Below are 25,704 nucleotides of genomic sequence, written 5' to 3' on the forward strand. Positions count from 1 at the left end.
GCCCCTTTTCCATGGCCGGTGCAGGACGCGCCTCGCGCGCCCCGCAGAGGATCAGAAGGTGAAGCCGGTCTCGACCATGTAGCGGTCCTGGTTGCCCTTGTTGCCGAGCTTGCCGAAGCCGAGGCCCGCGATGCCGTTGAGGGCGTCGCCGCGCTGGAAGTCGACCAACTCAACGTGCGAGTACTCGCCGCGGATGAAGTAGCGGCCCACGGTGAAGGTCGGGGTGACCGTGAACGAGTAGGCCGAGCTGCCCGAGCCGTAGAGCACGTTGGTCCGGTTCTGCAGCAGGGCGCTGCCGCTCTGGCTGATGTACTCGAAGCGGCCGGCGAGCGCGAAGTTGTCGGTGAAGGCGTAGCTGGCGAGCAGCGCGCCGCCGAAGGTCTCGGCACCGGCCAGACCGAGCACGTTGCTCTGCTCGACCTTGGTATACTGGATGTAGGGCGTCACGATCCACGGACCGGCCGCGTAGGTGTAGTTCGCGCTGATGATGCTGCTGTTCTGCAGGGTCAGCGGCGTGGCGTAGTAGAACCGGTTCGGCTGGGTGACGTTGTTGTAGCTCGCGAAGTGCGTGCCGCCGTTGACGCCGATCGTGTTGGCGTCGTCGAGCTTGTAGGTGATCGCGCCGGTGATCCAGTTCAACTCACCCGAGAAGAAGCCGTCCGTCACAGCGAGCGAGGCCGCGAGCGGGCCGCTCGCGTAGTTCACCTGGACGCCCTGGTTGATGATGTTCTCCTGGTTGAACAGGAGGCCGCGCGAGATGTTCAGGTTCTGGAAGGTGAAGGCCAACTCCGAGCCGATATTGGTCGGCATGCGGCCGCCCTGGATCGACCACTCGTCGTTGATCGCCCACTTGCCGAACACCACCGGCACGGGGCCGAACAGCAGGCCGGTCTGGTCGATCGCGCTGAAGGTCGGGAAGCCCAGCGCCGGGATCGAGTACAGGCCGGTCTGCACGTAGAACTGGAACGGGCCGTCCGCCTTCTGGATGAAGGCCTGGACGTTGCTGAAGTCGACGCGGGCGACGCGGTCGTCGCGCTGGCCCGGGACCACCGGGGTGTAGAAGGACGGCAGACGGTCGCTGTAGTTGTAGGCGTAGCCCGTCACCGCGCCGCCGACATAGATGTCGCCGATACCGGTGGTGAAGCAGGACGGATCCGGGTTCTGCTTGATGATACCGCCGAAGGACGGGAAGGTGATCGCCGTCTTGCAGGGGCCCGTCACGGGCACCGCGGCGGGAACCGGCATGTCGGCGGCCTGAGCCTGGGCGAGGCCGAGCATCAGGGCAGCCGACGCCGTCGCGCTCCGCAGGATCAGTTTGGTCGTCATGAGTTTTCGAGCCCCAAGTTATTGTGTGCGCCGAAACTGCCCCAACTGCGCCGGACACAGCAAAACGAAACTGCGGGCATTTGCCTAGTTTTCGGGCATTCGAGCCGCGTCCGAGGTCTTGGCGTCCGCATGTTGCGGGAGGGACACATCCGGAGGGCCCCAATTCGCGGGTTTGGTGAAGAAACCCTTAATCGCCCCGGCTCATCCAGCATTCGGGACCTGTCCGGCAGATCTGCGTGGTATCTCCAATGCGGGTTTTCCAAGTCGTTCGATTCGAGCCGGGCAGGACTGCTCCTCCGGACGCGGAACGGCCCCGGCTCTCGCGAGCCGGGGCCGTCCGTGATCCGACCGAACGGTGCGGCTGATCAGTAGTTGTAGGCGCGCTCGCCGTGATCGGCGATGTCGAGACCTTCGCGCTCCTCCTCCTGCGTCACGCGCAGGCCGATGGTCAGGTCGACCAGCTTGTAGAGGATCGCCGAGCCGATGCCCGACCACAGGATGGTGAAGCCGACGGCCTTCACCTGGGCCATCACCTGCGTGGCGAGCTCGTAGGTTCCCACCGTCAGCTCGCCCGGCTTGGTGGTGTAGTCGGGGATGCCGACGCCGCCGAGTGCGGGGTTGACCAGGATGCCGGTGGCGATGGCGCCGATGATGCCACCGATGCAGTGCACGCCGAAGACGTCGAGCGAGTCGTCGTAGCCGAGGGCGTTCTTCACGCTGGAGCACATGATGAAGCAGGCCGCGCCGGCGACGAGGCCGAGCACGATCGAGCCCATCGGGCCGGCGAAGCCCGCAGCCGGGGTGACGGCGACGAGGCCGGCGATCGCGCCCGACAGCATGCCGAGCAGCGACGGCTTGCCCTTGAGCGCCCACTCCACGAACAGCCAGGAGATGGCGGCCGCGGCGGTGGCCACGAAGGTGTTGATCATCGCGAGCGCGGCCGAGCCGTTCGACTCGAGGTTCGAGCCGGCGTTGAAGCCGAACCAGCCGACCCAGAGCAGCGCGGCGCCGATCGTGGTCATGGTGAGCGAGTGCGGGGCGAGCAGGTCGCGGCCGTAGCCGATGCGCTTGCCGAGCATCAGGCAGCCGACGAGGCCCGCGATGCCCGCGTTGATGTGCACCACGGTGCCGCCCGCGAAGTCGAGGGCGCCCCACTTGAAGAGCAGGCCCGCGTCGCCGAGAACCGCGTCGTACTCGGCCTTGGCGGCGGCGTTCGCCTCACCGCCCGCGGCGGCGAGCTTCTTGGCGGCGTCGGCGAACACGTCCGGACCGCCCCAGTACCAGACCATGTGGGCCATCGGGAAGTAGATCAGCGTGACCCACAGGATCGAGAACACGATCAGCGCGGAGAACTTCATCCGCTCGGCGAAGGCGCCGACGATGAGGGCCGGCGTGATCATCGCGAACGTCATCTGGAAGCAGATGTAGACGTATTCGGGGATCACGACGCCGTTCGAGAAAGTCGCGGCGACCGAGTTCGCGTCGACGCCCTTCAGGAAGGCCTTGGAGAAGCCGCCGACGAAGTCGTTGAGGCCGCCGCCGTTGGTGAAGGCGAGGCTGTAGCCGAAGCAGACCCAGAGCAGGCAGGCGATGCAGCCGATGGCAAAGACCTGGGTCAGCACCGAGAGCATGTTCTTGGTGCGCACGAGGCCGCCGTAGAACAGTGCGAGGCCCGGCACGACCATCATCAGCACGAAGGCCGAGGAGACCAGCATCCAGGCGGTGTCGCCCTTGTTCGGCACCGGCGAGGCCGCCGGCGAGGCGGCTTCGGGCACCGGCGTCTGGGCCAGCGAGGGCTCGATCAGGAGAGCGGCGAGCGCCGCGCCTCCCAGCCCGAGCGCGAGGGCATTGCGAAGTTTCATGGACACGAGACTCCCGGTCGCGTTTGCTGTCGTTTGCGGTGAAGGATGGCGCGGGCGGCGGTGCCGGCCCGTTGCGGGCCTTCCGGCCCAGCGGAACTCAGAGGGCGTCGGCGTCGGTCTCGCCGGTGCGGATGCGGACGGCCTTCTCCAGCGGCATCACGAAGATCTTGCCGTCGCCGATCTGGCCGGTGCGGGCGGCGGCCGCGATCGCGTCGATCACGCTGGAGACGAGATCGGAGGCCACCGCCACCTCGATCTTCAGCTTGGGCAGGAAGCTCACCGCGTATTCGGCGCCCCGATAGATCTCGGTGTGCCCCTTCTGCCGGCCGTAGCCCTTGACCTCGGTCACCGTCAGGCCGTGCACGCCGATGCCGGTGAGGGCGTCGCGCACCTCCTCCAGCTTGAACGGCTTGATGATGGCCATCACGATCTTCATGGGCGGCGCCCCCTGCTTCCGGTTGGGGCCTCGGCCGGTGCACTCGGTGCGCGGCGGCCTCGGTCCGGTTGTCCGCGGCGAGCCGGAATGGCCCCGCGATCGGGGCCGCCTCATTCAAGGACTATGCCAGGATCGAGGGCACGGAACCTTTCGGGGTCGGGCCGTTTTGCCCACGCTTTAGTCGAATTGCGATCGACTCTGCCGCTTCAATGGCCGAGCTTTCGCCTACCGATTGGGCATTCTGGCGATGTCGGCGGCAGATCCTCGTCGCGGCAGCATTCACACCGTTCGCGGGCGGATCAGTCCTTCCTGAGCGACCGAGGCCACGAGCGTGCCGTCCTGGGCGAAGATCTGGCCGCGGGCGAAGCCTCGGGCGCCCCCCGAGCTCGGGCTGTCCTGGGTGAAGAGCAGCCAGGAATCGGCCCGGAACGGCCGGTGGAACCAGAGCGCGTGGTCGAGGCTCGCCCCCTGGATGTCGGGATCGAACACCGAGCGGCCATGCGCGATCAGGGTCGCGTCGAGCAGCGTCATGTCGGAGGCGTAGGCCAGCACGGCCCGGTGGATCGCCGGATCGTCCGGTAGGCGAGAGGCGGCGCGCAGCCAGACGTTGCATTGGGGCTCGGCCGGACCGGGTTCGAGGTAGCGCTTCAGGTCCACGGGCTTCAGCTCGATCGGACGCGGACGGGCGAAGTAGCCGGTCAGCGCGGGCGGCAGGCTGGCGCCACCCCGCTCGATCAGCGATTTCACCGAGGGCAGCGCATCGGGATCGGGCATGCCAGGCATCGGCATCTGATGGGCGTAGCCCTCTTCCTCCGCCTGAAAAGAGATCGAGGTGGCGAAGATCGGCCGGCCGTGCTGGATCGCCCGCACCCGCCGCGTGGTGAAGCTGCCGCCGTCGCGGATGCGCTCGACCTCGTAGATGATCGGCGCCTTCGGGTCGCCGCCGAGCAGGAAATAGGCGTGCAGCGAGTGCGGCGGTCGGCTCGCCGGAACCGTGCGGCTCGCCGCCACCAGCGCCTGCGCCACCACCTGCCCGCCGAACACCCGGGGCCAACTCACCTTCGGGCTCACGCCCCGGAACAGGTCCTCCTCCAGGCGCTCCAGGTCGAGGATGTCGAGCAGCTCTGTGACGATGTCGTTCATGGGGCGGACGGTGCCTTTCGGCGCGGCGGCGGTTATCGGTGGGCGGGAATTCATCGGTGAGTCGACATAGCACCGCCCGCGGGGCAAGCCACGCGGGGATGGGGGCAGCGGCCGGGGAGACGCAGGGGAGCGTGATGAGCGGAGCGAGCGGGCGTTCGGGCGGCCGGAAGCTGATCGTGGCCGGCGGCGGCATTCCGGGACTGACCCTGGCGCTGGCGCTCGCTCAGGCCCACGGGCCCGCGCTCGCGGTCGCCGTCCACGATCCGGCCCTGCCCGCGGGTGCCGGCCGCCACCGGGGCCGCGCCTACGCGGTCGCGGCAGGCGGGCGACGCATGCTGGCGGCACTCGGCATCTGGGAGCGCCTCGGCGCCGCGGCCGAGCCGATCACCGAGATGGTGATCAGCGACAGCCGTCTCGCCGATCCGGTCCGCCCCGTTTTCCTGACCTTCGGGCGGGAAGCGGATGCGGAGGACGGCACACCCTTCGCCCACATGGTCGAGGCGGAGCCGCTGGCCGCCGCCCTGCTCGACGCCTGCCGCGAGGCCGGTGTCGCGCTGGTCGCGCGCGGCATCGCCCGCTTGGAGGGCGCGGGGGAGGGCGCGGGGGACGGCGTCAGGGCGGTCGCGCCGGACGGCACCGCCGAGACGGCGAGCCTCGTGGTGGCGGCCGACGGGGCGCGCTCGCGCCTGCGCGAGGCCGCCGGGATCGGCTGGGTCGGCTGGTCCTATCCGCAATCCGGCATCGTCGCGACGATCGGGCACGACCGGCCGCACGCCGGCCGCGCCTACGAGCACTTCCTGCCGAGCGGGCCTTTCGCGGTGTTGCCGCTGGCCGACGGTGGCGCGCTCGGGCACCGCTCCTCGATCGTCTGGACGGAGCGCAGCCGCGACGTGCCGGCGTTGCTCGGCGGCGACGCGGCGGAGGTGCTCGCGGAGATCGAGCGGCGCTTCACGCCGGAGCTCGGCCGGCTCTGCCTGGAGGCGGGGCCGCACGCCTACCCCCTGTCCTTCGGCATCGCGCGCCGCTTCCGCGGGACGCGGCTGGCGCTGCTCGGCGACGCCGCCCACGTCATCCACCCGATCGCCGGCCAGGGCCTGAATCTCGGACTGGCCGACGCGGCCGCTCTGGCCGAGGCGGTGACGGGCGCGCTCCGACTCGGCCTCGATCCGGGGTCGGACGCGGTGCTGCAGGAGTACGAGCGCGCCCGCCGCTTCGACACGCTGGCGATGGGGGCGGCGACGGACGGGCTGAACCGCTTGTTCTCGAACGACGCCCTGCCGCTGCGCCTGGCCCGCGACCTCGGCCTCGGCCTCGTGGACCGGATGCCCGTCCTGAAGCGCTTCTTCATCGGCGAGGCCGCCGCCTCGCGCGGCGCGCAGCCTCGGCTGATGCGGGGAGAGCGGCTGTAGGGCGATCCGGGCTCCGGAATCCCCTCCCCCCGCCTGCGGGGAGAGGGTCGCATCGAGGGCCGCCGCGCGGCCCCGCGGCTTACGCCTTCGACTTGTTGTAGCGCTCGATGCCTTCCTGAATCAGGCGCTCGGCCTCGGCGCGGTCGCCCCAGCGCACGATCTTCACCCACTTGCCGGGCTCCAGATCCTTGTAGTGCTCGAAGAAGTGCTGGATCTGGCTGACCGTGATCTCGGGCAGGTCCGTGTAGTTCTCGACCCGGTTGTAGCGCTGGGTCAGCTTGCGCGAGGGCACCGCGATGATCTTCTCGTCCTCGCCGCCGTCGTCCTGCATCACCAGCACGCCCACGGGGCGCACGCTGATGACGGCGCCCGGGATGATGGCGCGGGTGTTGGCCACCAGCACGTCGCACGGGTCGCCGTCGCCCGACAGGGTGTGCGGGATGAAGCCGTAATTCCCGGGGTAGAACATCGGGGTGTAGAGGAAGCGGTCGACGACGAGCGTGCCGGCGTCCTTGTCCATCTCGTACTTGATCGGCTCGCCGCCGAGCGGCACTTCGATGATCACGTTGACGTCGTGCGGCGGGTTCTTGCCGATCGAGATGGCGTCGATGTTCATGGGCGTCTCTCCCGGCCCGCGCAGGCGGGCATACTTCCTGCGGTCTCTTATCGCCGCCGGCGGGAGAAGCAAATCGGGTGGGCCCGCACGCACACAGGCGGCGCGCGAGCCTCAGCCGAAGATGTAGCCGATCTTCGGCAGCGGGACCCCGGCGACCCTGTCCAGAACGTGAGGACCGGCACGGCCGCCGAGCGCGGCGTAGAAGGCGCCCGCCCGGTTGTTCTCTTCCAGCGCCCAGGCACCGAGGCGGGCGAGGCCGTGATCGGAGAGGTCGTTGCGCACGGCCCGGAACAGGCGCCGGCCGAGCCCGAGTCCCTGGTACTCCGGCAGGAGATAGAGTTCGTCGATCTCGCCCGCGGTGCCGAGACCGCGGCTGCGGGCCGGACCGTAAGCGGCATACCCGATGACAACGTCGCCGGTATCCAGCACCGCGATCGGGCGACCGCGCCGCAGCGCGCCCCGCCACCATGCGCCGTCGCGCTGCGCGATCATCCGTTCCAGGGCCACACCTGGAATGATTCCCCGGTAGGCCTCGCGCCAAGCCGCATCGAACACCCGCGACAACCCACCGACATCTCCCTCGCGGGCCCGGCGGATGCTCGTGGTGCGCGTGCTCATGGCCGGACCTTCCTGGTGGGAGCTGCCTTCGTGGGGGCTGCGGGCTGACAACACCGGTGTCGGCCAACAGGTTCAGTCGCGATCCTGGCGAACTGAAGGCAAGAGCGGTGCCGTGGTTCTCGCCGGGCCGTCCGAAATTGCCGCCGCCCGGCACGGCTGTTAGAGGCGGCGATCCGACCTCTTCCGTGCGACCCGGTCCCGCCCTCGTGTTCAAGCGATTCCTGAAGCCCGAGACGCGCTACGCCCGGCGCATGGCGCGCATCGCCCGCTTCGAGCGGCCGATTACCGGTGCGGGCGGGCGGCTGATGGCCTGGGCCAACATGCTGTTCGTCGATCACGGCGTGTTCCGGATGGCCTATCTCAACCGGCACCGGGTCGGCGCGGGGGAACTCTGGCGCTCGGCCCAGCCCGGTCCGCACCAACTCGCCCGCTTCCGCCGGGAGGGGGTGCGCACCATCGTCACCCTGCGGGGCGGGCGCGAGCACGGCTCCTGGCCGCTCCAGCGCGAGGCCTGCGAGCGGCACGGGCTGAAGCTGGTGGAATTCGTGCTCCGCTCGCGCGAGGCGCCCGATCGGGAGACCATTCTCGCGGCGCGCGACGTCTTCGCCCGGCTCGAGTATCCGGCGGTGATGCACTGCAAGTCCGGAGCGGACCGGGCGGGCCTCGCGGCCGCCCTCTACCTGATCCTGCACGAGGGCCGCCCGGTGCGGGAGGCCGCGCGCCAGCTCTCGGCGCGCTACGGCCATTTCCGCTTCGCCAAGACCGGCATCCTCGACGCCTTCTTCGCCCGCTACCTCGTCGAGGGCGAGGCGAAGGGGCTCGACTTCCTGACCTGGGTCGAGACCGTCTACGACCCCGAGGCGCTCAAGCGCGACTTCCGCCCCGGCTTTTGGTCCGACCTCGTGGTCGACCGGGTGATCCAGCGCGAGTAGGCCGCGCCCCGTCCTGGGGATCCCGCAGGGCCTCGGGCCCTTTGGCGGAATTCGGGGCTTGGCCCCGAGCTCCGCCCCGCGCTTGGCTTCGCCGACCAGGGCTCCGCGCTGGACCCGCCAAAGGTCTCGGACTGTGCGATCCGGAACTCAGGCGGGCCGCGCCGGATCACATCCCGTGCTGCTCGGTCTCGATCAGGATCTCGCGCTTTCCGGCATGGTTGGCCGGGCCGACGATGCCCTCGATCTCCATCCGCTCCATCAGCGAGGCGGCGCGGTTGTAGCCGATCTGCAGGCGGCGCTGGATGTAGCTGGTCGAGGCCTTCTGGTCCCGCAGCACCACCTGCACGGCCTGCTCGTAGAGGTCGCCGCCGGTCTCGCCGAAGGCGCCCTGGTCGAACACCGCCCCGTCCATCTCGATCTCGGCGGCGCCAGCCTTGCCCTTGCCGCCCTTGGCCGAGGCGTCGTCGTCGTCCTCCGCCGTGACGGCGTCGAGGTAGGCGGGCCGGCCCTGGCGCTTGAGGTGGGCCACCACGCTCTCGACCTCGGCGTCCGAGCAGAACGGGCCGTGCACGCGGGTGGTGCGGCCGCCGCCGGCCATGAACAGCATGTCGCCTTGGCCGAGCAGCTGCTCGGCGCCCATCTCGCCCAGGATTGTGCGCGAGTCGATCTTGCTCGTCACCTGGAAGGAGATCCGGGTCGGGAAGTTCGCCTTGATGGTGCCGGTGATCACGTCCACCGAGGGACGCTGGGTCGCCATGATCAGGTGGATGCCCGCCGCCCGCGCCATCTGCGCGAGGCGCTGGATCGCCCCCTCGATGTCCTTGCCAGCCACCATCATCAGGTCGGCCATCTCGTCCACCACGATCACGATGTACGGCAGAGGGCTGAGGTCCATCGCCTCGTCCTCGTAGATCGCCTCGCCGGTCTGCCGATCGAACCCGGTCTGGACCGTCCGCGTCAGCACCTCGCCGCGGCTCTGGGCCTCCTGAACGCGAGCGTTGTAGCCGTCGATGTTGCGGACCGCGATCTTGGACATCTTCTTGTAGCGCTCCTCCATCTCGCGCACGGCCCATTTCAGGGCGATCACCGCCTTCTTGGGGTCCGTGACCACGGGCGTGAGGAGGTGCGGGATGCCGTCGTAGACGGAGAGCTCCAGCATCTTGGGGTCGACCATGATCAGGCGGCACTCCTCCGGCTTCATCCGGTAGAGCAGGCTCAGGATCATGGTGTTGATGGCCACCGACTTGCCCGAGCCGGTGGTGCCGGCGACCAGCAGGTGTGGCATGCGGGCGAGGTCCGCGATGATCGGCTCGCCGCCGATGTTCTTGCCCAGGCACAGCGCGAGCTTGTGCTTCGTCTCCACGAAGTCGGCCGAGGCCAGGAGTTCGCGCAGGAACACGGTCTCGCGGCGGGTGTTCGGCAGCTCGATGCCGATGGCGTTGCGGCCGGGCACGACCGCGACGCGGGCCGAGACCGCCGACATCGAGCGCGCGATATCGTCGGCGAGCGAGATCACCCGGCTCGACTTGGTGCCGGGAGCTGGCTCCAGCTCGTAGAGGGTGACGACCGGGCCGGGACGCACGGCCAGGATGTCGCCGCGCACGCCGAAATCGCCGAGCGTGGCCTCCAGCAGGGTCGCGTTCTGCTCCAGCGCGTCGGCCGAGACGAGGCTCGCGGCCGAGGGACCGCGCGGTTCCGCCAGAAGGCCGAGCGCCGGCAATTCGTAATCGTCCGGATGGACCGGGGGCGGCACGGGCTGGCGCCGGGCCGGCACGGGGGCGGCGGCCGGCGGCGCGACGCGCGAGCGCGGCGGCTCCGGCGCGAGATCGTCCTCGTCCGCGTCGGGCAGGTCGGGCGGCGCGACGGCCGGCCGCGCGCGCGGCGGGCGCGGCGCCTCCGCCTCCTCGAAGACCGGTTCGCGCCGTGGGGCCGGCCGGGCCTGAGCCGGTGGCTGGTGGTCGGCCCAGGGCGCCTCCTCATCCGCGAAGGCGCGCTGCGCGGCGAGCGTCGGCGAGGCGCCCGCATAGGCGAGGTTGCCGGAGCGCTGGGCGCGCCAGCCCTCGACCGTGTCGCTCAGCGCCGCACGGCCGCGCATCACGGCCTGTGCCAGCGCGCCGAGCCCCACGAGGCCGAGGCCCGGCTCGCCCGCGACATCGCGCTCCTCCGAGCGGTGGGCGGCCGGGCGGCGCGCCGGCGGGGCGGGCTCGTAGGCGTCGTAGCTCTCGTCCGCGTCGTTCAGGCCCGCGCGGCAGGCGCCCGTGAGGCTGAGGATCGCCACGATCGCGTAGGCGAAACCGACGAGCGAGGCGGCGGGCCCCGCGATGGCTCCGACGACCGTGCGGCCGAGGCCGAGCAGCGAATCGCCCGCCACGCCGCCGAGCCCGGTCGGCAGTGGCCAGCGCGCGGTCGGCGGCAGGGCGCTCGCGACCGCGCTCGCCGCGCAGAAGCCGATGATCCAGAGCGCGATGCGCAGGCCTCCGCGCGGCAGGTCGCGCTCGCGCATCAGCCGCATGCCCCAGAGGGCCGGCGGTAGGACGAGGGCGAGCGAGCCGAGGCCGAGGATCTGCATGGCGAGGTCGGAGATCACCGCGCCCGGTCGGCCCAGCACGTTGTGGGCGCCGTGGTCGGTGGCGTGGTTCAGGCTCGGGTCGTCGATTGACCACGTCGCCAGTGCCACGGTCAGCGCCACCGCGGCGGTGAACAGCACGAGGCCGCCCATCTCCGTCAGCCGGCGCGCCAGGAACGGGCGCAGCGTGTCGACGAAGGTGTCGTAGGGCGACGCGGAGCGGCGAAGCGAGCGCATGCGGGACCGGACGCGTGATGGGATGGTTGGCCGTGAGGCACTTGCCCGGAACGCTACGGACGACCCGTTAACGGGTGGCTAAGGTTGAGGAAGGCTCAACCGGAGGCTGCGGGCGGGACCGGCCGCCTTCGCCTCAGAACAGGAATGCCACCGGGAGGAGCATCAGGCCGAGGGTCAGGATTGGCACGAGCGTCGCCAGCATGCCGCCGATTCGCAGGCGGATGTCCTCGGGCGCCTGTGAAACGCCGAAGGCGTGCACGCAGCGGCCGGCCAGCAGGACGAGCCCGATCCCGTCCAGCGTCCAGCGCGGATAACCGGAGAGCTCGGCCAGCAGCATCAGCACCAGCGCGAGCGGGACGTATTCCGCGAAGTTCGCGTGGACCCGAACTCGGCGCTCCAGGACGGGCTGCCCCCCGACCCCGAGGAGAACCCGGGCCGCGCGCCGCGCCTGCACGACCCGCAGCGAGAGCGCGCAGTACAGGATCGCGAACAGGCCCGCGTAGAGCGCGGTCGCCGCTGGGACGAAGAGTTGAGTCATCGACATCGAGCCTAGGATGGAAGTCCGGACCCGCTCCTGTTTACGGCCGCTCCGCTCCGCCGCAAGCCGCCGAGTGCAATCCGGCGCCTGTTGTGGCAGACCGCACGCATGAAGATCGACGGCCGCCCCTACCGTACCATTGTGCCGCACGCCGACGGCGTCAGCGTCGATGTGATCGACCAGACGCGCCTGCCCTTCGCGCTCGAGATGCGGCGGCTCGCCACGCTGAACGACGCCGCGGTCGCGATCCGCACCATGATCGTGCGGGGCGCGCCGCTCATCGGCGTGACCGCCGCCTACGGGCTGGCGCTGGGCTTGGCGGAGGATCCCTCCGATGCCGGCCTCGCCCGCGCGGTCGATGCGCTGGCGGCGACCCGGCCCACGGCGATCAACCTGCGCTGGGCCCTCGATCACGTCGCCGCCCAGCTCCGCCCCCTCCCCGTACCTGAGCGCTTCGCCGCTGCCTTCGCGGAGGCTGGGCGCATCGCCGAGGAGGACGTGGCGAGCTGCCGGGCGATCGGCGAACATGGCGGGCGCCTGCTGGCGGACTTGGCGAAGGCCCGGGGGCGGCGGATCAACGTGCTGACCCACTGCAACGCGGGCTGGCTCGCCACCGTCGACTGGGGCACCGCGCTGGCCCCGATCTACTGGGCGCACGATGCCGGTGTGGACCTCCACGTCTACGTGGACGAGACCCGACCGCGGAACCAGGGCGCGGCGCTCACCGCCTTCGAGCTGAACGGGCACGGGGTGCCCCACACGGTGATCGCCGACAACGCGGGCGGCCACCTGATGCAGCACGGCGGCATCGACGTCTGCATCGTCGGCTCCGACCGCACCACGGCGTCCGGCGACGTCTGCAACAAGATCGGCACCTACCTGAAGGCGCTGGCGGCCTCCGACAACCGGGTGCCCTTCTACGCGGCGCTCCCCTTCTCGACGATCGACTGGACGCTGCGCGACGGCGTCGCCGAGATCCCGATCGAGGAGCGCGACGGGCGCGAGGTCACGCACCTGACCGGCCGGCTGGCGGACGGGGGTTTCGCCACCGTGGAGGTGGTCTCGCCCGGCAGCCCGGTGGCCAACCCCGCCTTCGACGTGACGCCCGCCCGGCTCGTCACCGGCATCATCACCGAGCGCGGCGTCTGCGAGGCCTCGCCCGAGGGGTTGCTCGGCCTCTATCCGGAGCGGCGCCAGGCGGCGTGAGAGGAGAGAGCATCCCCGCGCCCCGCGCCTACCGTGTCTAAACATCGTCCGAACGAGGAGCGGGTCCCCTCTCCCGCGCGGGAGAGGGACAGGATGAGGGGCTCGGAGCGGGCCGAAAAGGGCTCGGCGGTCGCGGCGATGGCCAGCCTCATCCGGACAGTTCTCATCCCTCACCCCAACCCTCTCCCGCACGGGAGAGGGGGCGGGCCGTGGTTCGAGTTCGAGCCGACGTCAGCCGAGTTGTCAACGAGGCCGGAACCGGATGCACGGATCCAGTAGGCAGTGCAGGGAGAGGACGGAAGCGCGACTTCCGCAGCGCCCACCCGGCGCCCGCCCTACGGCTCCCACTGTGCGAACACGGCCGAGTCGAACCGAAACACCTCTTCGCCGTGCTGGTTGGTGCCCGTGTTGTGCGCGAAGGCCAGCCCCCAGCCCGGCCTTGAGGCCGAGGCGCGGCGATCGGTGAGCGTGGTGCGGTAGCGGATCGTGTCGCCCGCGTAGACGGGTTTCAGCCAGCGCAGCTTCCGGAAGCCCGGCGAGGGCCCGAGCATCGGTGCCGGACCGCGCGCGGCCGTGTAGGCGTAGTCGCGCGCGCGGGTCGTGGTCAGGCGCTTCATATAAGCCGCCGCCGTGTGCCAGCCCGAGGCGCAGAGGCCGCCGAAATGCGTGCGCGCTGCGGCCTCCGCGTCGAGGTGGAATTCCTGCGGGTCGTAGGCCCGCGCGAAGGCGACGATGGTCTCGGGCGTGAAGGTGTAGGGGCCGAGGTCCCGCGTCCGGCCGATCTCGGCTTGGCCGATAAAGTCGAGGATCTCGGCGTCGTCCGGCTCCGGGGGCGGCGCGGGCGGGGTCAGCGTGACCGGCCGGGGCGGCGGCGGTGCGACCCCGCGGCGCCCGAACATCACCGTGAAACCCTGGGTCATCACGATGCGGCCCGCGCCGTTCTCCAGGCGCGCGGCGAAGCGCACGAAGCCGACGCCCGGCTTCGAGGTCGAGGCGCGGCAATCCTCGACCGTGGTCTTCAGGACGAGGCTGTCGCCCGGCACGACGGGGAGCATCCAGCGCAGCTCGTCGATGCCCGGCGAGCCGAGCGTCGAGGCGCCGCGGAAGACGCTGGCGTGCAGGAGCCGCATACCGAGCGCGGCCGTCTGCCAGCCGGAGGCGATCAGCTTGCCCACGAAGGTCGCTTCCGCCGCCGCCTCGTCGAGGTGGAAGGGCTGCGGGTCGAACGCGCGCGCGAAGGCGACGATCGCGTCGCGGTCGACCGTCAGCGGATCGCTGACGATGCGGTCGCCGGGCCGGAAGTCCTCGTAGACGGGGGCCGACATCGCGCGCCTCAGTTGGCGAAGCGGAAGTGCAGCACGTCGCCGTCCTGCACGCGGTACTCCTTGCCCTCCAGGCGCAGCTTGCCGGCGTCGCGCGCGCCGCTCTCCCCCTTCAGAGAAACGTAGTCGGCGTACGCGATGGTCTCGGCCCGGATGAAGCCCTTCTCGAAATCCGAGTGGATCACGCCGGCCGCCGCGGGAGCGCGGGTGCCGTCGGTGATCGTCCAGGCACGGGCCTCCTTCGGGCCGACCGTGAAGTAGGTGATGAGGCCCAGCAGGTCGTAGCCCGCCCGGATCACCCGGTTGAGGCCGGGCTCCGCGAGGCCCACCGCCTCCAGGAACTCCGCCTGGTCGGCCGCCGGCATCACGGCGATCTCGCTCTCGATCTTGGCCGAGACCACCACGGCGACCGCACCCTCCGCCTTCGCGCGGGCGATGACGGCGTCCGAGTGCGCGTTGCCCTTGTCGGCGTCGCCCTCGTCCACGTTGCAGACGTAGAGCACGGGCTTGGCGGTCATCAGGCCGAGCTGGCGGAACAGGAACTCCTCCTCGGGCTTGCGCTCGACGAGGCGGGCGGGCTTGCCGTCGCGCAGCAGCGGCAGCGCGCGGTTGACGAGGTCGAGGAACTCCTTCGCCTCCTTGTCGGCGCCGCGGGCCTTCTTCTCGAGGGCGACGACGCGCTTCTCCAGGCTCTCCAGATCGGCGAGCATCAGCTCGGTCTCGATCGTCTCGATATCGGCGATCGGGTCGACTTTGCCCTCGACGTGGGTGACGTCGCCGTCCTCGAAGCAACGGACCACGTGGGCGATGGCGTCCACCTCGCGGATGTTGGCCAGGAACTGGTTGCCGAGCCCCTCCCCCTTCGAGGCGCCGCGCACGAGGCCGGCGATGTCCACGAAGGTCAGGCGGGTCGGGATGATCTCCTTGGACGCGGCGATCCCGGCGAGCGCGTCGAGGCGCGGATCCGGAACCGCCACGTCGCCGACATTCGGCTCGATGGTGCAGAACGGGTAGTTCGCCGCCTGGGCCGCCGCGGTCTGCGTCAGCGCGTTGAAGAGGGTCGACTTGCCGACGTTCGGCAGGCCGACGATGCCGCATTTGAAGCCCATGGGTCAGTCCTAATGCTCGGTCATGACGGCCTCGGGGCCGACGATGAAAGGGTTGAGGATGGTGGTGCCGCGGACCGTGCGGCCGTGCTGGTAATCCTCGGAGAGCAGGTAACGGCATCCGGCCTGGATCGCGGAGGCGAGGATCACGCTGTCCCACCACTGGAAGGCCGTCTCCTTCCGGATCGTCCAGGCCTGCGTTATCAGATCGAGGTCGGTCGCGCCGTGCGAGAACGCCTGCAGCTCGACCGCCATGAGCCGCATCGCCTCCGCGTCCATGTCGATCTTGCCGCGCAGGATGGCGTTGTGGATCTCGCCGATCACCTGGGGGCTCACCATGAGGGCGTCGCGGCGCGCGAGCGTCGCGAGCCAATGGCCTGCCGCCTGCTGCTTGCCGGGATAGCGGTCGTCGCGGGCGTAGAGGAAGACGTTCGTGTCGACGAAGACCAAGTCACTCGTCATCGTACAACTGGTCCCGCGTCGGGGCCTTTCCGTTCTCGTCCAGGAGATGGAGAGGCGGTCCGGCCAGGAAGCGTTCGATCGCCTCAAGCTGCGTCATCGGCCGGCCGACCCGCTGCTCCACGGCCTCGGCGACGAACTTCGACAGGCTCTTGCCATCGCGCGCGGCCGCGACCCGCGCCCGCTGCAGCAGCGCCTCGCTCATGGTCACGGTCACGTTCTTCATCGCCGCCTCCGGGTCGCCCTCGATATCGTGTCCTCGTGTTTTCGTGTCAATTCTTCGAAGGACCGCCCCGCGCCACCGTCTTCACGTCGTCCCAACCCCGGTCCGCCATGGCGAGGTGAACCTTGTTCTGGAAGCTCGCATCCTCGCCCGCGGCGAGCAGCGGGGCGTGGTCGGCGACCGCCCGGCAGAGATCCTCCACCCAGGGCTCCTCCGCCTTGCCGAAATCGTTCAGCACGTAGGCGTGCACCTGCGCCTTGTCGCCCGGATGACCGATGCCGAGGCGCACGCGCCGGTAGTCGTTGCCGCAACTCGCGGTGATCGAGCGCAGGCCGTTATGGCCGGCATTGCCGCCGCCGAGCTTCACCCGGAGCTTGGCGGGGGGCAGATCGAGCTCGTCGTGGAGCACGATCACGTCGCCGAGCGCGATCTTGTAGAAGCGCTGCGCCTCCGCGACCGCGCGGCCGGACTCGTTCATGAAGGTCTGGGGCTTCAGCAGGATGGCGCGCTCGGTGCCCAGCACCACCTCGGCGGCCTCCCCCTGGAAACGGCGGCGGAACGGGCTCGCCCGGTGCACCCGGGCGATCTCGTCGATACCCAGAAAGCCGATGTTGTGGCGGTTGCGCGCGTAGCGCGGGCCCGGATTTCCGAGGCCGACGATGAGCCGCATGCTGTGCCTCCGACATGAAAATGCCCCGGCCGCGGGACCGGGGCATCGTGAGGGCGGACGGGACCGCGGGGTCCCGGTCCGACTTACTCCTCGGTCTTGGCCTCGTCGGCGGACTCGGCCTCGGACTCCGCCTTCTCCTCGGCGGCCTCGGCGGACTGCGCCTCGGCGATCGCGGCCTCCTCGGCCTCGACCTCGGCGCCGAGCACCGTCGGCGGCACGATGTTGGCGACCGGGTCCGTGCCCTCGCCCGTGTAGGTGCCGGCCGGCAGCTTCAGGTCGGAGGCGTGGATCACGTCGCCGATCTCGCGGCCGGTGAGGTCGACCTCGATCGCGTCCGGGATCTGGTCGGGGGCCACGTCGAGCGAGACGGTGTGGAGCGAGACGTTGAGCGTGCCGCCGCGCTGCTTGATGCCGGGGGCCGCGTCCTCGTTCACGAAGTGCACCGGCACCTCGACCACGACGGTCTGGCCCTGGACGACGCGCAGGAAGTCGACGTGCAGCGGCACGCTGGTGACCGGGTCGAGCTGGAAGTCGCGCGGGATGGCGCGGACCTTCTTGCCGCCGATGCTGATCTCGAACACCGTGGTCTTGAAACCGCCGGCATAGATCAGGGTGCGGGTGCGGATGAGGTCGACGGCGATCGACTCGGGCGGCTGGCCGGCGCCGTAGATGACGGCGGGAATCTGGCCCTGGCGACGAACGGCCCGGGCGGCCCCCTTGCCGGCCCGGTCGCGTGCCACGGCCTCAAGCGACTTCACTGCGCTCATGGCGTGATCCTTTACGATTGATGGCCCGGGAAACGACAAAGGCCGCCCGAAGCGGACGGCCCGACCGATCCCCAGCGCGCCCGTGCCTCCAAGGGTGTCTGTTGGGCGCGGGGGGCGCATACACCCGGGAGACCCGAAAGGCAATGCCGGCCGCCGCGCGAGGAACCTTGCCAAGCGGCGTCGGCCCTCGATAGAGCCCGCCTGATCTTTCTCATCAGGACGAGACCGCGCCATGGCCAGCTACAACCTCCTGCTCCTCCCCGGCGACGGGATCGGCCCCGAGGTGATGGCCGGTGTCCAGACCGTGCTGAGCGCGCTCCGCGAGACCGGCATCGCCAGCTTCGAGACCGAGACCGACCTCGTCGGCGGCGCGGCGATCGACCGGCACGGCAAGCCGCTCGCCGACGAGACGCTGGCGCGCGCCGAGGCCGCAGACGCGATCCTCCTCGGCGCGGTCGGCGGGCCGAAGTGGAACGGCGTCGCCTACGACATCCGTCCCGAGGCCGGCCTGCTGCGCCTGCGCAAGGATCTGGGCCTCTTCGCCAATCTGCGCCCGGCGATCTGCTACCCGGCGCTGGCCGACGCCTCGGCGCTCAAGCGCGAGCTCGTCGAAGGCCTCGACATCATGATCGTGCGCGAGCTCACCGGCGGCGTCTATTTCGGCGAGCCGAAGGAGATCACCGTGCAGGCGGACGGCTCGAAGCGCGCCGTCGACACCCAGGTCTACACCACGGGCGAGATCGAGCGGATCGCCCACGTCGCCTTCGACCTCGCCCGCAAGCGCTCCGGCCGGGTCGCGTCGGCGGAGAAGAACAACGTGATGAAGTCCGGCGTCCTCTGGAAGGAGGTCGTCACCGCGGTGCATGCCGAGCATTACGCCGACGTCGCCCTGGAGCACGTGCTGGCCGACAACTGCGCCATGCAGCTCGTGCGGCGGCCGAAGCAGTTCGACGTGCTGGTCACCGACAACCTGTTCGGCGACGTGCTCTCGGACGTCGCCGCGATGCTCACCGGCTCGCTCGGCATGCTGCCCTCGGCCTCGCTCGGCGCAACTGGAGAGGGCGGGATGCGCCGCGCCCTCTACGAGCCCGTGCACGGCTCGGCGCCCGACATCGCGGGCGCCGACAAGGCGAACCCGATCGCGATGATCGGCTCGCTCGCCATGTGTCTGCGCTACTCCTTCGGCCTGGGCGAGGCCGCCGATCTCCTCGACGGCGCCATCACCGACACCCTCGCCGCCGGCACCCGCACGGCGGACATCGCCGCGGACGGTGCCGGGGCCGTGGGGACGAAGGCCATGGCCGAGGCGATCGCCGCCGCCGTGCGGGCGCGCGCCGCCTGAGTCAGGCTTGGGGCTCTGCCCCGAGACCCGCCAGAGGGCCCAAAGGCCCTCTGGATACCCCCAACGCGAGAGGGGCGCACGGCCTTCGCCGCGCGCCCCTTCACATGAGACGGACCAGATGGTCTCAGTACGGGTTGCCGTAGCGGGACACGTACGAGGTCGGGTCGATCGCGTCGACGAAGGAGAGATCGACGTTGCGGATCGAGCTGTTCCGGGCGCCGATGAACGGACCGTTGGTGATCGGGTCGGGCAGGATGCCGAAGCCGAAGCGGTCGTTGCGGCCGTAGACCGGGTTGAGCTGGTTCGACTGGGCGATCAGCACGGGGTTGGTGGCCGGGTTCGAGACCGAGCCGTTGCCGGGCTCCACCACGTTGCCGGCGTCGAGCCAGCTGCGCGGACGGATGCGGATCGGCAGCGGGCGGCTCACGCGGTAGTAGCCGACGCCCGGGGCGTAGCCGTCCTGGGCCTGAACCGGGGCCGTGGTGCCGAGCCCGATTCCGGCGACGGCGAGGGCGCCCAGCAGGGCGATCTTGATCGAGCGCATGTCGCACCTTGATGAAAGCGGGGGTGATCGTGGCGGGAAGGTGTTAACAATCCGCCGCGTCTTCTTGTTGAGTAGACGTCTGAGCGTTGCCGTTGTTCCACCCGTGCGGCCGAGCTAGCACGGATCTGCCGCAGATTCGCCTCATTTTTTCGTGGCGGCCTCATCCGCGTCCGGCCGCGGCGCGGCGGACACGGATCGAGCCGGTGCGCCCAGCGGGGGGCTCCGTCGCGGCGCTGGGCTGAGGCGGCCGGCAGCCGGGATCGCGGCGGGTCTCGGCCGCGCGGAACAGGTCGGCGGCCGGCCCCTCCGCGCCGTCGAGTGTCAGGGCGTCGAGCGTGCAGGCGAGCGACCGCGGCTCGGGCGGCTGCGCCAACGGTGCGCAGAGCCAGCCGTCGATCCGCAGGGGGCTCGCGCCGAGCGTCGCGAAGCCGGTACAGATCCGGCGCGCGCCGCCGGCCAGCGTCGCCTCCAGGGTCTCGACCGGGCCGAACTTGGTCTCGATCCGGCCCCGCGGCCCGGTGCGGACCACGGCGATGCCCGGCCCGTCCGCGCCGCGGCGGACGAGCGTGATGAAGAGGCCGGGCGTCTCACCGCCGGCGTCCCGGGCCAGCGTCAGGCGCAGAGCGCTCGCCTCGATCGCGTCGAAATCGCCCCGCGCCAGGGTTTCCTCGCGCAGGCCCGTCACCGGGTTGATGCGCGCCGGCTCCAGCCGCACCGGGTCGATTGCCTCCGGCTCGTCGAGCCCGAGGCGGCCGGGCATCGACGGCGCGGCCGACCGGGCCGGGGCCGCGAGCGTCGCCGGCACGAAGGGCGTTTCGGCCGCGGCCGGCGCGGGCGGCTGGGGCGGCGCCTCGGTCCGGCCGCGGGCGAGCAGCGCCATGAGCGCGACCGCGCCGCAGGCCGCCGCGATCTTCAGGCTCGGCCCGAGCAGCGGCAGGCGCATCGGGGGCTCGGCGGCTTCGGTCGGTTCGAACGGTGTCGTGCGCAACGGGGGCCGGGGGTTCGCCTCGGCGGATCCGCGTCCGCCGCGCCCCGACCTTGGGCGCGGGCTCGGCACCAAGAGGTTGCCGCGGCCCCGCGCATCAACCGGTTCCCATCGCTAAGGTGAATCGAAGGTTGCGCCTGTGATGCGCTCCGCAATCCTGCCGCTTGACAGGCGCGCGGGTCCAGCGTCTTGCTCCGCACGGCTGCCGCACCCACCTGCCCGTCAGGTCGGATGCGCGCGGCCATGCCCGCATTGGGGCAAGCGATCCGGCCGGTGAGCCTGCGTTCCGCAGGCCGGAGAAGCCGGGGCCCGCGCGAGATGCGGTGGCCGGGTCGTCACGGACAAGCGGAGTGGACAATGGGCTACAAGGTCGCCGTCGTGGGCGCCACGGGCAACGTGGGCCGCGAGATCCTGGATATCCTGGCCGAGCGGGCCTTTCCCGCCGACGAGGTCGTGGCGCTGGCCTCGCGCCGCAGCCAGGGCCAGGAGGTCTCCTTCGGCGACAAGATCCTGAAGGTCAAAGCCCTCGACACGCACGACTTCTCCGACACAGACATCTGCCTGATGTCGGCCGGCGGCGAGACCTCGAAGGAGTGGAGCCCGCGCATCGGGCAAGCCGGCTGCGTGGTCATCGATAACTCGTCGGCCTTCCGCTACGATGCCGACGTGCCCCTCATCGTGCCCGAGGTGAACGCCGACGCGGTCGAGGGCTTCACCAAGCGCAACATCATCGCCAACCCGAACTGCTCGACCGCCCAGCTCGTCGTGGCGCTCAAGCCCTTGCACGAGGCGGCCGGCATCCGGCGCGTGGTCGTCTCGACCTACCAGTCGGTCTCCGGCGCCGGCAAGGAGGCGATGGACGAGCTGTTCAACCAGACCCGCGCCGTCTTCACGGCCGGCGAGGTGACGAGCGCCAAGTTCACCAAGCGCATCGCCTTCAACGTCATCCCCCACATCGACGTGTTCATGGAGGATGGCTACACGAAGGAAGAATGGAAGATGGTCGCCGAGACCAAGAAGATGCTCGACCCGAAGATCAAGCTCACGGCCACCGCCGTGCGCGTTCCGGTCTTCATCGGGCACGCGGAATCGGTGAACGTCGAGTTCGAGCGCCCGATCACCCCCGAGCAGGCGACCGAGATCCTGCGCGCGGCCCCGGGCGTGCTCGTGGTCGATAAGCGCGAGAACGGTGGCTACATCACCCCCCACGAAGCGGCCGGCGAGGACGCGACCTACATCTCCCGCATCCGCGAGGACGCCACGATCGAGAACGGCCTGAACTTCTGGTGCGTCTCGGACAACCTCCGCAAGGGCGCGGCGCTGAACGCCGTGCAGATCGCCGAGGTACTGATCAACCGCAAGCTCCTGAACAAGGCGCGTCAGGCCGCCTGAGGTTTCCGGGGGCCGCGCCCCCGGCCGGGTTCTGGATCCATCCGACGCCGTCTCGCTCGCGAGGCGGCGTTTTTCGTTTCGCCAACTATAGGAATTATAACTGTATATTCCCGATTTGTTCTGGTATTTGATCCTAATTGAGGGCGATTCGGGTCGGTGTCATGACGAGACGGGAACCGGTCGGTGACGAGATCCGGCAACTAAGGGGTGTCCTGGCCGGACTCGCCCTCGACACGAAGCTGCTCCGCCTGGAGCACGCCCTGGGGCGGAAGGACTGGTCCGACCAGCCGCGCGCTCCGGCCGGGCAATCGGACGGCGGGCAGTGGGTTGGCGGCGGCGGCGGTGGCGCCGTCGATCCCGAGGTGCTGTGGCTGGTCACGCCGCAATGGGCGCAGATGCCCGAGGCCGAGCCCGCGCAGAGCCAAGAGGAGACCCGTCTCGAGGACGGGACCCGCATCCTCTCGATCCGCATCCGCGCGGGCCGGCGCGATTTCGACGAGCAGCACGCGGTCACCGCGCCGGACGGCGAGAGCCGGATCTTCGAGACGCTGGGCGCGACGCAGACCATCCGCGACGGCGTCTCCGGCGAGATCCTCGGGCGCAGCACCTTCACGGCGAACGGCGTCGAGCCGGACGCGACGATCCAGCCGGCCTTCCTTCCGGCGGTTCCGGCTGCTGTGGTGGCCGTGCAGGCTCTGCGCACGCTCCAACTCGCCGGCACGCTCTACTCGCTCCTATCAGCGAGGCGCAGCGGCTACGGGACTGTCCTGGGCGCTACGGCGCACGAGTTCCGCGGAGCGGAGGACTTCCGGGAGAAGCCGGCGATCTGGGTCGGCCCGCTCGACCAGCCGGCGCTCGACGCCGCCTGCCCGAAGACCGGCGCGATTCAAACACAGCTCGATGCGGTCAACACGGCCGTTCGGCAAGAGAATCAGTTCCGGACTCCCAGCCAGATCGGTAACGAGGTTCATTCTCGGATGCACTTTTGGGTGCAACACCAAAAAAATTCTCGCCTCAAGTCTGAATTTTCGATCGACAAAGAAGGGTTCTCAACCCGTGTCAACAAAGCCGGCACAAGTCGGCTCGACATCTACCACCAAGCCAGCCCAACGGTCACCTGCATCTATGATCATAAGACGGGAGCGCGTGGCCTCGCATGGTCGAACGCGTTGCGCTACGCGGCCGCTGCCAAGAAGCACTTCCCCGGAACGCAACGGATTATCGTCATTCAAATGAGGCCGCGCACATGACAAACGCGAAGCAGATAAAGTGGCTGTTTCGAAGCCTGCTGGAGCGTAATCCAGATCTCATCCAAGTCGAGCCGGGCGTAATATGGATCAGGCCGATTCGGCACTTCGCTGCCAAAATATGGGTGAAACGGTGTTTGGATCCGAATATATTCGACTCAAATATGAGTCTGACAACCCTCTACTGGGGCGGATCAACAATAGAAGATCCTTTCGGAAGCTTTATTGAATCTTTTTCGCGAAAGCCTCGTCCGGCTCCGTTCACCAGGGAGTATTTTCTTCAGCCGCAATACGAGCTTCGGCCGGAATTCCCGCAATTGGCTGCTTGGGGGAGCACGATCGGTAGATGGGATTGGAGGGTTCCCGACATCGACCGCATCTTCACATGCGCGGTCGAGGAGCAGGTTCTACCCCTGCTTCGCCCACTCGCAGAGGACCACCGCGCCTATCTGCCGTTCTTCCGTAAGTTCATTATCCCTGGCGGTCGCGTACATGCCGAGCAACAGGTCGCTATCGCCCTCGCATCCGGCGCGCTCGACGAGGCGCGCACGTTCCTCGCCCAGATCTGGAAGTGGTACGAGACGGACAGTTACGGCGACTACGAACCGCCGGACCAGATCGTCTATCCGAAGCCTGGCCAGAGGAAGCGGGCTGCCATCGAGGCTTGGGAGAAGGCCTGTCTCTGTACCAGCTATCGGAAAAGACGCCGCCGCATCCTCGAGGTCGTCGAACCGCTGCGGACCGGCGACCGCGCAGCGCTTGCGGCCATCCTCCATCGCTGGGAGGCTGAGGCGGCGCGCATCCACGGGGTCGAGCGCTGGTGGGAGCCCACGCCGTTTCCCATCGAGGAGCGGGCAGCGTGACAACCGCTCGGCAGATCAAGGGCCTGTTCCTGCCGCTGCTTCAGCGGAACGACGACCTCATCCAGATCGACAGATTTTTCCTCTGGGTAAATCCCGTTCGCCATGTCGTATGCTGAGTGACGATCGACGGAACGTCTGATCCCGACCTCTTCGTGCCCGCTTTTAGTCTGACGCCGATATATTGGGATATCATTGAAATCAAATCATGTCCTGGTTCCTACAACGAGCAGTTCGGGACGGAGCCGTCGCTGCCGAAGCTTCCGGACGCATATCGATATCAGCCTCAGTACTGGACGTTGCCGGACTACATCGAGCGACTGGCTATACTCAGATCGCACCGGCAATGGCGTTGGTCCGATCCCGAGATCCCGCGGATTTTCCTCATGATGGTGGAAGCCGAGATCCTGCCACTGCTGCGGCGGATGGCGCAGGATAACGCAGCCTACGCCGCCTACCACCGGACCGATATCCTCCCGGATGAGCGGGCTCACCAGATACGGCGGTGGGCCGTCGCGCTCGCTGCGGGCGCCATCGACGAGGCCCGCGAGATCAAGGCAATCCTCATGAGAGGGTAAGAGGTGGACAGGTACGGCGATTACCAGCCGCCGGATCCTATCGTCTGGCCGCGGAAGGGCGAACGAAAGCGCGGCTATCACGAGGCCTACATCAAAGCGATCGACTGCGTCGCCTATCGCCGTTGCCGCCAGCGCCTTCTGGAGGTTGCTGAGCCCCTGCGCCTCGGAGACCGCGCCGCCATCGCGGCGGCGCTTCATCGCTGGGAAGGCGAGGCGGTGCGGGGGGACTACCACGAGCGCTTTTGGGAGCCGACACCGTTTCCCATCGAGGAGGGGCTGGGCTGAGCGGCCAGTGAGCAGGGGATGCAAACCTCACCTCGGACGCGAATGGTGTGGGTACTTTTCCCACACAGTGCGGAAACATAGCTGCGGCACAGGGTGCGCTCCTCACAGGATGTCCGCCATGCTCGCTCCCGAACCGCCGCGCCTCCGCCGTCGCGAAGTTTGCCTCCTCTGCCTGCTGGCCCTCTGGGTCGTGGCTCTGCTCCGCGTCGAGCACGCGCCGCCGCTGACGCCGCCGGCCGTGCCCTACGCCGCCTCACGCTGAGGTGGCGGCCTCCAGCGCATCGACGTCGCCGTCGCCGATCGCGCCGAGATGGGCTGTGATCCGGTCCGCGTCCCAGTCCCACCACGCGATACGCAGGAGGTGGGCGATGTCGGCGTCCGAGAAGCGCATCCGCACGACGCGGGCCGGGTTGCCGGCCACGATCGCGTAGGGCGGCACGTCGGCGCTCACCACGGACTTTGCCGCGACGACCGCGCCGTCGCCGACAGTGACGCCCGGCAGGACTGTGGATTCGTATCCAAGCCAGACGTCGTTGCCGATCACCGTGTCGCCCCGGTTCGGGAACTTGCCAGTAGGCGCCGTCGCCCAGGCGCCGCCGAAGATCGCGAACGGGTAGGTCGAGGGCGCGTCGAGCCGGTGGTTGCCGCCGTTCATCAGGAAGCGCGTGCCGGCCGCGATGGCGCAGAAGCGCCCGATCACGAGGCGGTCACCCAGAAAGGCGAAGTGGTACAGGATGTTGTCGAGGAAGGCGCCAGGTCCCGCCGGGTCGTCGTAGTAGCTGTAGGCGCCGACCTCGACGTTCGGCGGCAGGTCGAGATTGCGGAGGAAGGTGACCCGCGGATGTTCCGCCAGCGGGTGCAGCTGGGACGGGTCTGGTCCGGTACGCGCGTCGTGGGGCATGCGGGCTCCTGATTCGCCGCGGGAGCGCGCATGGTAGCCTCGTCGGCTGGGCGAGAGCGTGGAGATCGTCGCTGCGGGAACTTGAACTTGCCCCAGTCCAGGGTTATCTAGCGCCTAACAGTTCTGATGGCAGT

27 protein-coding genes are annotated in these 25,704 nt (G+C 69.5%); 10 read left to right on the top strand and 17 right to left on the bottom strand.

Annotation, left to right across the window (positions count from 1 at the left end):
- Positions 1–51 precede the first annotated feature (51 nt).
- From MFF54_RS03960 to tesB, 4 genes are all read right to left on the bottom strand, one after another.
- Positions 52–1,326 (bottom strand): outer membrane beta-barrel protein, encoded by a 1,275-nt coding sequence (locus MFF54_RS03960; RefSeq protein ID WP_238301337.1) that lies wholly within the window; start codon positions 1,324–1,326, stop codon positions 52–54.
- A gap of 365 nt (positions 1,327–1,691) precedes the next feature.
- Complete coding sequence (locus MFF54_RS03965) at positions 1,692–3,188, bottom strand: ammonium transporter (protein WP_238301338.1); 1,497 nt, start codon at positions 3,186–3,188, stop codon at positions 1,692–1,694.
- 97 nt (positions 3,189–3,285) lie between these two features.
- Complete coding sequence (locus MFF54_RS03970; protein WP_109951576.1) at positions 3,286–3,624, bottom strand: P-II family nitrogen regulator; 339 nt, start codon at positions 3,622–3,624, stop codon at positions 3,286–3,288.
- A gap of 279 nt (positions 3,625–3,903) precedes the next feature.
- Positions 3,904–4,767 (bottom strand): acyl-CoA thioesterase II, encoded by an 864-nt coding sequence (gene tesB, locus MFF54_RS03975; RefSeq protein WP_238301339.1) that lies wholly within the window; start codon positions 4,765–4,767, stop codon positions 3,904–3,906.
- A gap of 134 nt (positions 4,768–4,901) precedes the next feature.
- On the opposite strand from tesB, the gene MFF54_RS03980 reads away from it, so the two are divergent.
- A complete protein-coding gene (locus tag MFF54_RS03980) occupies positions 4,902–6,176 on the top strand; it encodes an FAD-dependent monooxygenase (RefSeq protein ID WP_238301340.1) in 1,275 nt (424 codons plus the stop codon).
- 79 nt (positions 6,177–6,255) lie between these two features.
- On the opposite strand, the gene ppa is transcribed toward MFF54_RS03980, so the two are convergent.
- Complete coding sequence (gene ppa / locus MFF54_RS03985; RefSeq protein WP_238301341.1) at positions 6,256–6,792, bottom strand: inorganic diphosphatase; 537 nt, start codon at positions 6,790–6,792, stop codon at positions 6,256–6,258.
- Between the two features lie 111 nt (positions 6,793–6,903).
- Entirely contained in the window at positions 6,904–7,410 is a 507-nt protein-coding gene (locus MFF54_RS03990; RefSeq protein ID WP_238301342.1) for a GNAT family N-acetyltransferase, read from the bottom strand.
- 206 nt (positions 7,411–7,616) lie between these two features.
- Between MFF54_RS03990 and MFF54_RS03995 the strand changes: the two genes are divergently transcribed.
- Complete coding sequence (locus MFF54_RS03995; RefSeq protein WP_238301426.1) at positions 7,617–8,342, top strand: fused DSP-PTPase phosphatase/NAD kinase-like protein; 726 nt, start codon at positions 7,617–7,619, stop codon at positions 8,340–8,342.
- A gap of 166 nt (positions 8,343–8,508) precedes the next feature.
- Here the strand turns inward: MFF54_RS03995 and MFF54_RS04000 are convergent, their stop codons facing one another.
- A complete protein-coding gene (locus MFF54_RS04000; RefSeq protein WP_238301343.1) occupies positions 8,509–11,145 on the bottom strand; it encodes a DNA translocase FtsK in 2,637 nt (878 codons plus the stop codon).
- Between the two features lie 133 nt (positions 11,146–11,278).
- The gene (locus tag MFF54_RS04005; protein ID WP_238301344.1) at positions 11,279–11,683 is read right to left on the bottom strand and encodes an MAPEG family protein; all 405 of its coding nucleotides are present in this window, start codon (positions 11,681–11,683) and stop codon (positions 11,279–11,281) included.
- Positions 11,684–11,791: 108 nt separating this feature from the next.
- On the opposite strand from MFF54_RS04005, the gene mtnA reads away from it, so the two are divergent.
- A complete protein-coding gene (mtnA, locus tag MFF54_RS04010) occupies positions 11,792–12,889 on the top strand; it encodes an S-methyl-5-thioribose-1-phosphate isomerase (RefSeq protein ID WP_238301345.1) in 1,098 nt (365 codons plus the stop codon).
- A gap of 335 nt (positions 12,890–13,224) precedes the next feature.
- Here mtnA and MFF54_RS04015 read toward each other — a convergent pair whose 3' ends face one another.
- The 6 genes from MFF54_RS04015 to MFF54_RS04040 form a co-directional block, all read right to left on the bottom strand.
- Positions 13,225–14,214, bottom strand: a complete 990-nt coding sequence (locus tag MFF54_RS04015) for a MaoC family dehydratase (protein WP_238301346.1) — start codon at positions 14,212–14,214, stop codon at positions 13,225–13,227.
- A gap of 8 nt (positions 14,215–14,222) precedes the next feature.
- Complete coding sequence (gene ychF / locus MFF54_RS04020) at positions 14,223–15,320, bottom strand: redox-regulated ATPase YchF (protein ID WP_238301347.1); 1,098 nt, start codon at positions 15,318–15,320, stop codon at positions 14,223–14,225.
- Between the two features lie 9 nt (positions 15,321–15,329).
- Positions 15,330–15,779: a PIN domain-containing protein gene (locus MFF54_RS04025; protein ID WP_238301348.1), complete on the bottom strand. Its 450-nt coding sequence runs from the start codon at positions 15,777–15,779 to the stop codon at positions 15,330–15,332.
- Positions 15,769–16,002: a hypothetical protein gene (locus MFF54_RS04030; protein ID WP_238301349.1), complete on the bottom strand. Its 234-nt coding sequence runs from the start codon at positions 16,000–16,002 to the stop codon at positions 15,769–15,771. Before MFF54_RS04030 ends, MFF54_RS04025 begins: the two co-directional genes overlap by 11 nt.
- Positions 16,003–16,048: 46 nt before the next feature.
- Entirely contained in the window at positions 16,049–16,669 is a 621-nt protein-coding gene (gene pth / locus MFF54_RS04035) for an aminoacyl-tRNA hydrolase (protein ID WP_238301350.1), read from the bottom strand.
- A gap of 83 nt (positions 16,670–16,752) precedes the next feature.
- Complete coding sequence (locus tag MFF54_RS04040; RefSeq protein ID WP_238301351.1) at positions 16,753–17,436, bottom strand: 50S ribosomal protein L25/general stress protein Ctc; 684 nt, start codon at positions 17,434–17,436, stop codon at positions 16,753–16,755.
- Positions 17,437–17,668: 232 nt separating this feature from the next.
- Between MFF54_RS04040 and leuB the strand changes: the two genes are divergently transcribed.
- The gene (gene leuB / locus MFF54_RS04045; RefSeq protein ID WP_238301352.1) at positions 17,669–18,778 is read left to right on the top strand and encodes a 3-isopropylmalate dehydrogenase; all 1,110 of its coding nucleotides are present in this window, start codon (positions 17,669–17,671) and stop codon (positions 18,776–18,778) included.
- 124 nt (positions 18,779–18,902) lie between these two features.
- Here leuB and MFF54_RS04050 read toward each other — a convergent pair whose 3' ends face one another.
- Together MFF54_RS04050 and MFF54_RS04055 are read right to left on the bottom strand one after the other, a co-directional pair.
- Positions 18,903–19,322 carry a hypothetical protein gene (locus MFF54_RS04050; protein WP_238301353.1) on the bottom strand — a complete coding sequence of 140 codons (420 nt, stop codon included), beginning with the start codon at positions 19,320–19,322 and terminating at the stop codon, positions 18,903–18,905.
- Between the two features lie 160 nt (positions 19,323–19,482).
- Positions 19,483–20,265, bottom strand: a complete 783-nt coding sequence (locus MFF54_RS04055) for a hypothetical protein (RefSeq protein WP_238301354.1) — start codon at positions 20,263–20,265, stop codon at positions 19,483–19,485.
- A 399-nt stretch (positions 20,266–20,664) separates the two neighbouring features.
- Here MFF54_RS04055 and MFF54_RS04060 point away from each other — a divergent pair, with 399 nt between their 5' ends.
- The 6 genes from MFF54_RS04060 (at position 20,665) to MFF54_RS04085 (ending at position 24,931) form a co-directional block, all read left to right on the top strand.
- Positions 20,665–21,699 carry an aspartate-semialdehyde dehydrogenase gene (locus tag MFF54_RS04060; protein ID WP_238301355.1) on the top strand — a complete coding sequence of 345 codons (1,035 nt, stop codon included), beginning with the start codon at positions 20,665–20,667 and terminating at the stop codon, positions 21,697–21,699.
- A 137-nt stretch (positions 21,700–21,836) separates the two neighbouring features.
- The gene (locus MFF54_RS04065; protein ID WP_238301356.1) at positions 21,837–22,949 is read left to right on the top strand and encodes a hypothetical protein; all 1,113 of its coding nucleotides are present in this window, start codon (positions 21,837–21,839) and stop codon (positions 22,947–22,949) included.
- A complete protein-coding gene (locus MFF54_RS04070; RefSeq protein ID WP_238301357.1) occupies positions 22,946–23,809 on the top strand; it encodes a hypothetical protein in 864 nt (287 codons plus the stop codon). The genes MFF54_RS04065 and MFF54_RS04070 overlap by 4 nt, the downstream gene beginning before the upstream one ends.
- 116 nt (positions 23,810–23,925) lie before the next feature.
- Positions 23,926–24,384 (top strand): hypothetical protein, encoded by a 459-nt coding sequence (locus MFF54_RS04075; protein ID WP_238301358.1) that lies wholly within the window; start codon positions 23,926–23,928, stop codon positions 24,382–24,384.
- Between the two features lie 3 nt (positions 24,385–24,387).
- Positions 24,388–24,669, top strand: a complete 282-nt coding sequence (locus MFF54_RS04080) for a hypothetical protein (RefSeq protein ID WP_238301359.1) — start codon at positions 24,388–24,390, stop codon at positions 24,667–24,669.
- Between the two features lie 118 nt (positions 24,670–24,787).
- Complete coding sequence (locus tag MFF54_RS04085; protein WP_238301360.1) at positions 24,788–24,931, top strand: hypothetical protein; 144 nt, start codon at positions 24,788–24,790, stop codon at positions 24,929–24,931.
- Here the strand turns inward: MFF54_RS04085 and MFF54_RS04090 are convergent.
- Positions 24,923–25,570: a CatB-related O-acetyltransferase gene (locus MFF54_RS04090; RefSeq protein ID WP_238301361.1), complete on the bottom strand. Its 648-nt coding sequence runs from the start codon at positions 25,568–25,570 to the stop codon at positions 24,923–24,925. The genes MFF54_RS04085 and MFF54_RS04090 overlap by 9 nt on opposite strands.
- Between the last annotated feature and the right edge of the window lie 134 nt (positions 25,571–25,704).

This window comes from Methylobacterium gregans, from assembly GCF_022179245.1.
GTDB classification, from domain to species: Bacteria; Pseudomonadota; Alphaproteobacteria; order Rhizobiales; family Beijerinckiaceae; genus Methylobacterium; species Methylobacterium gregans.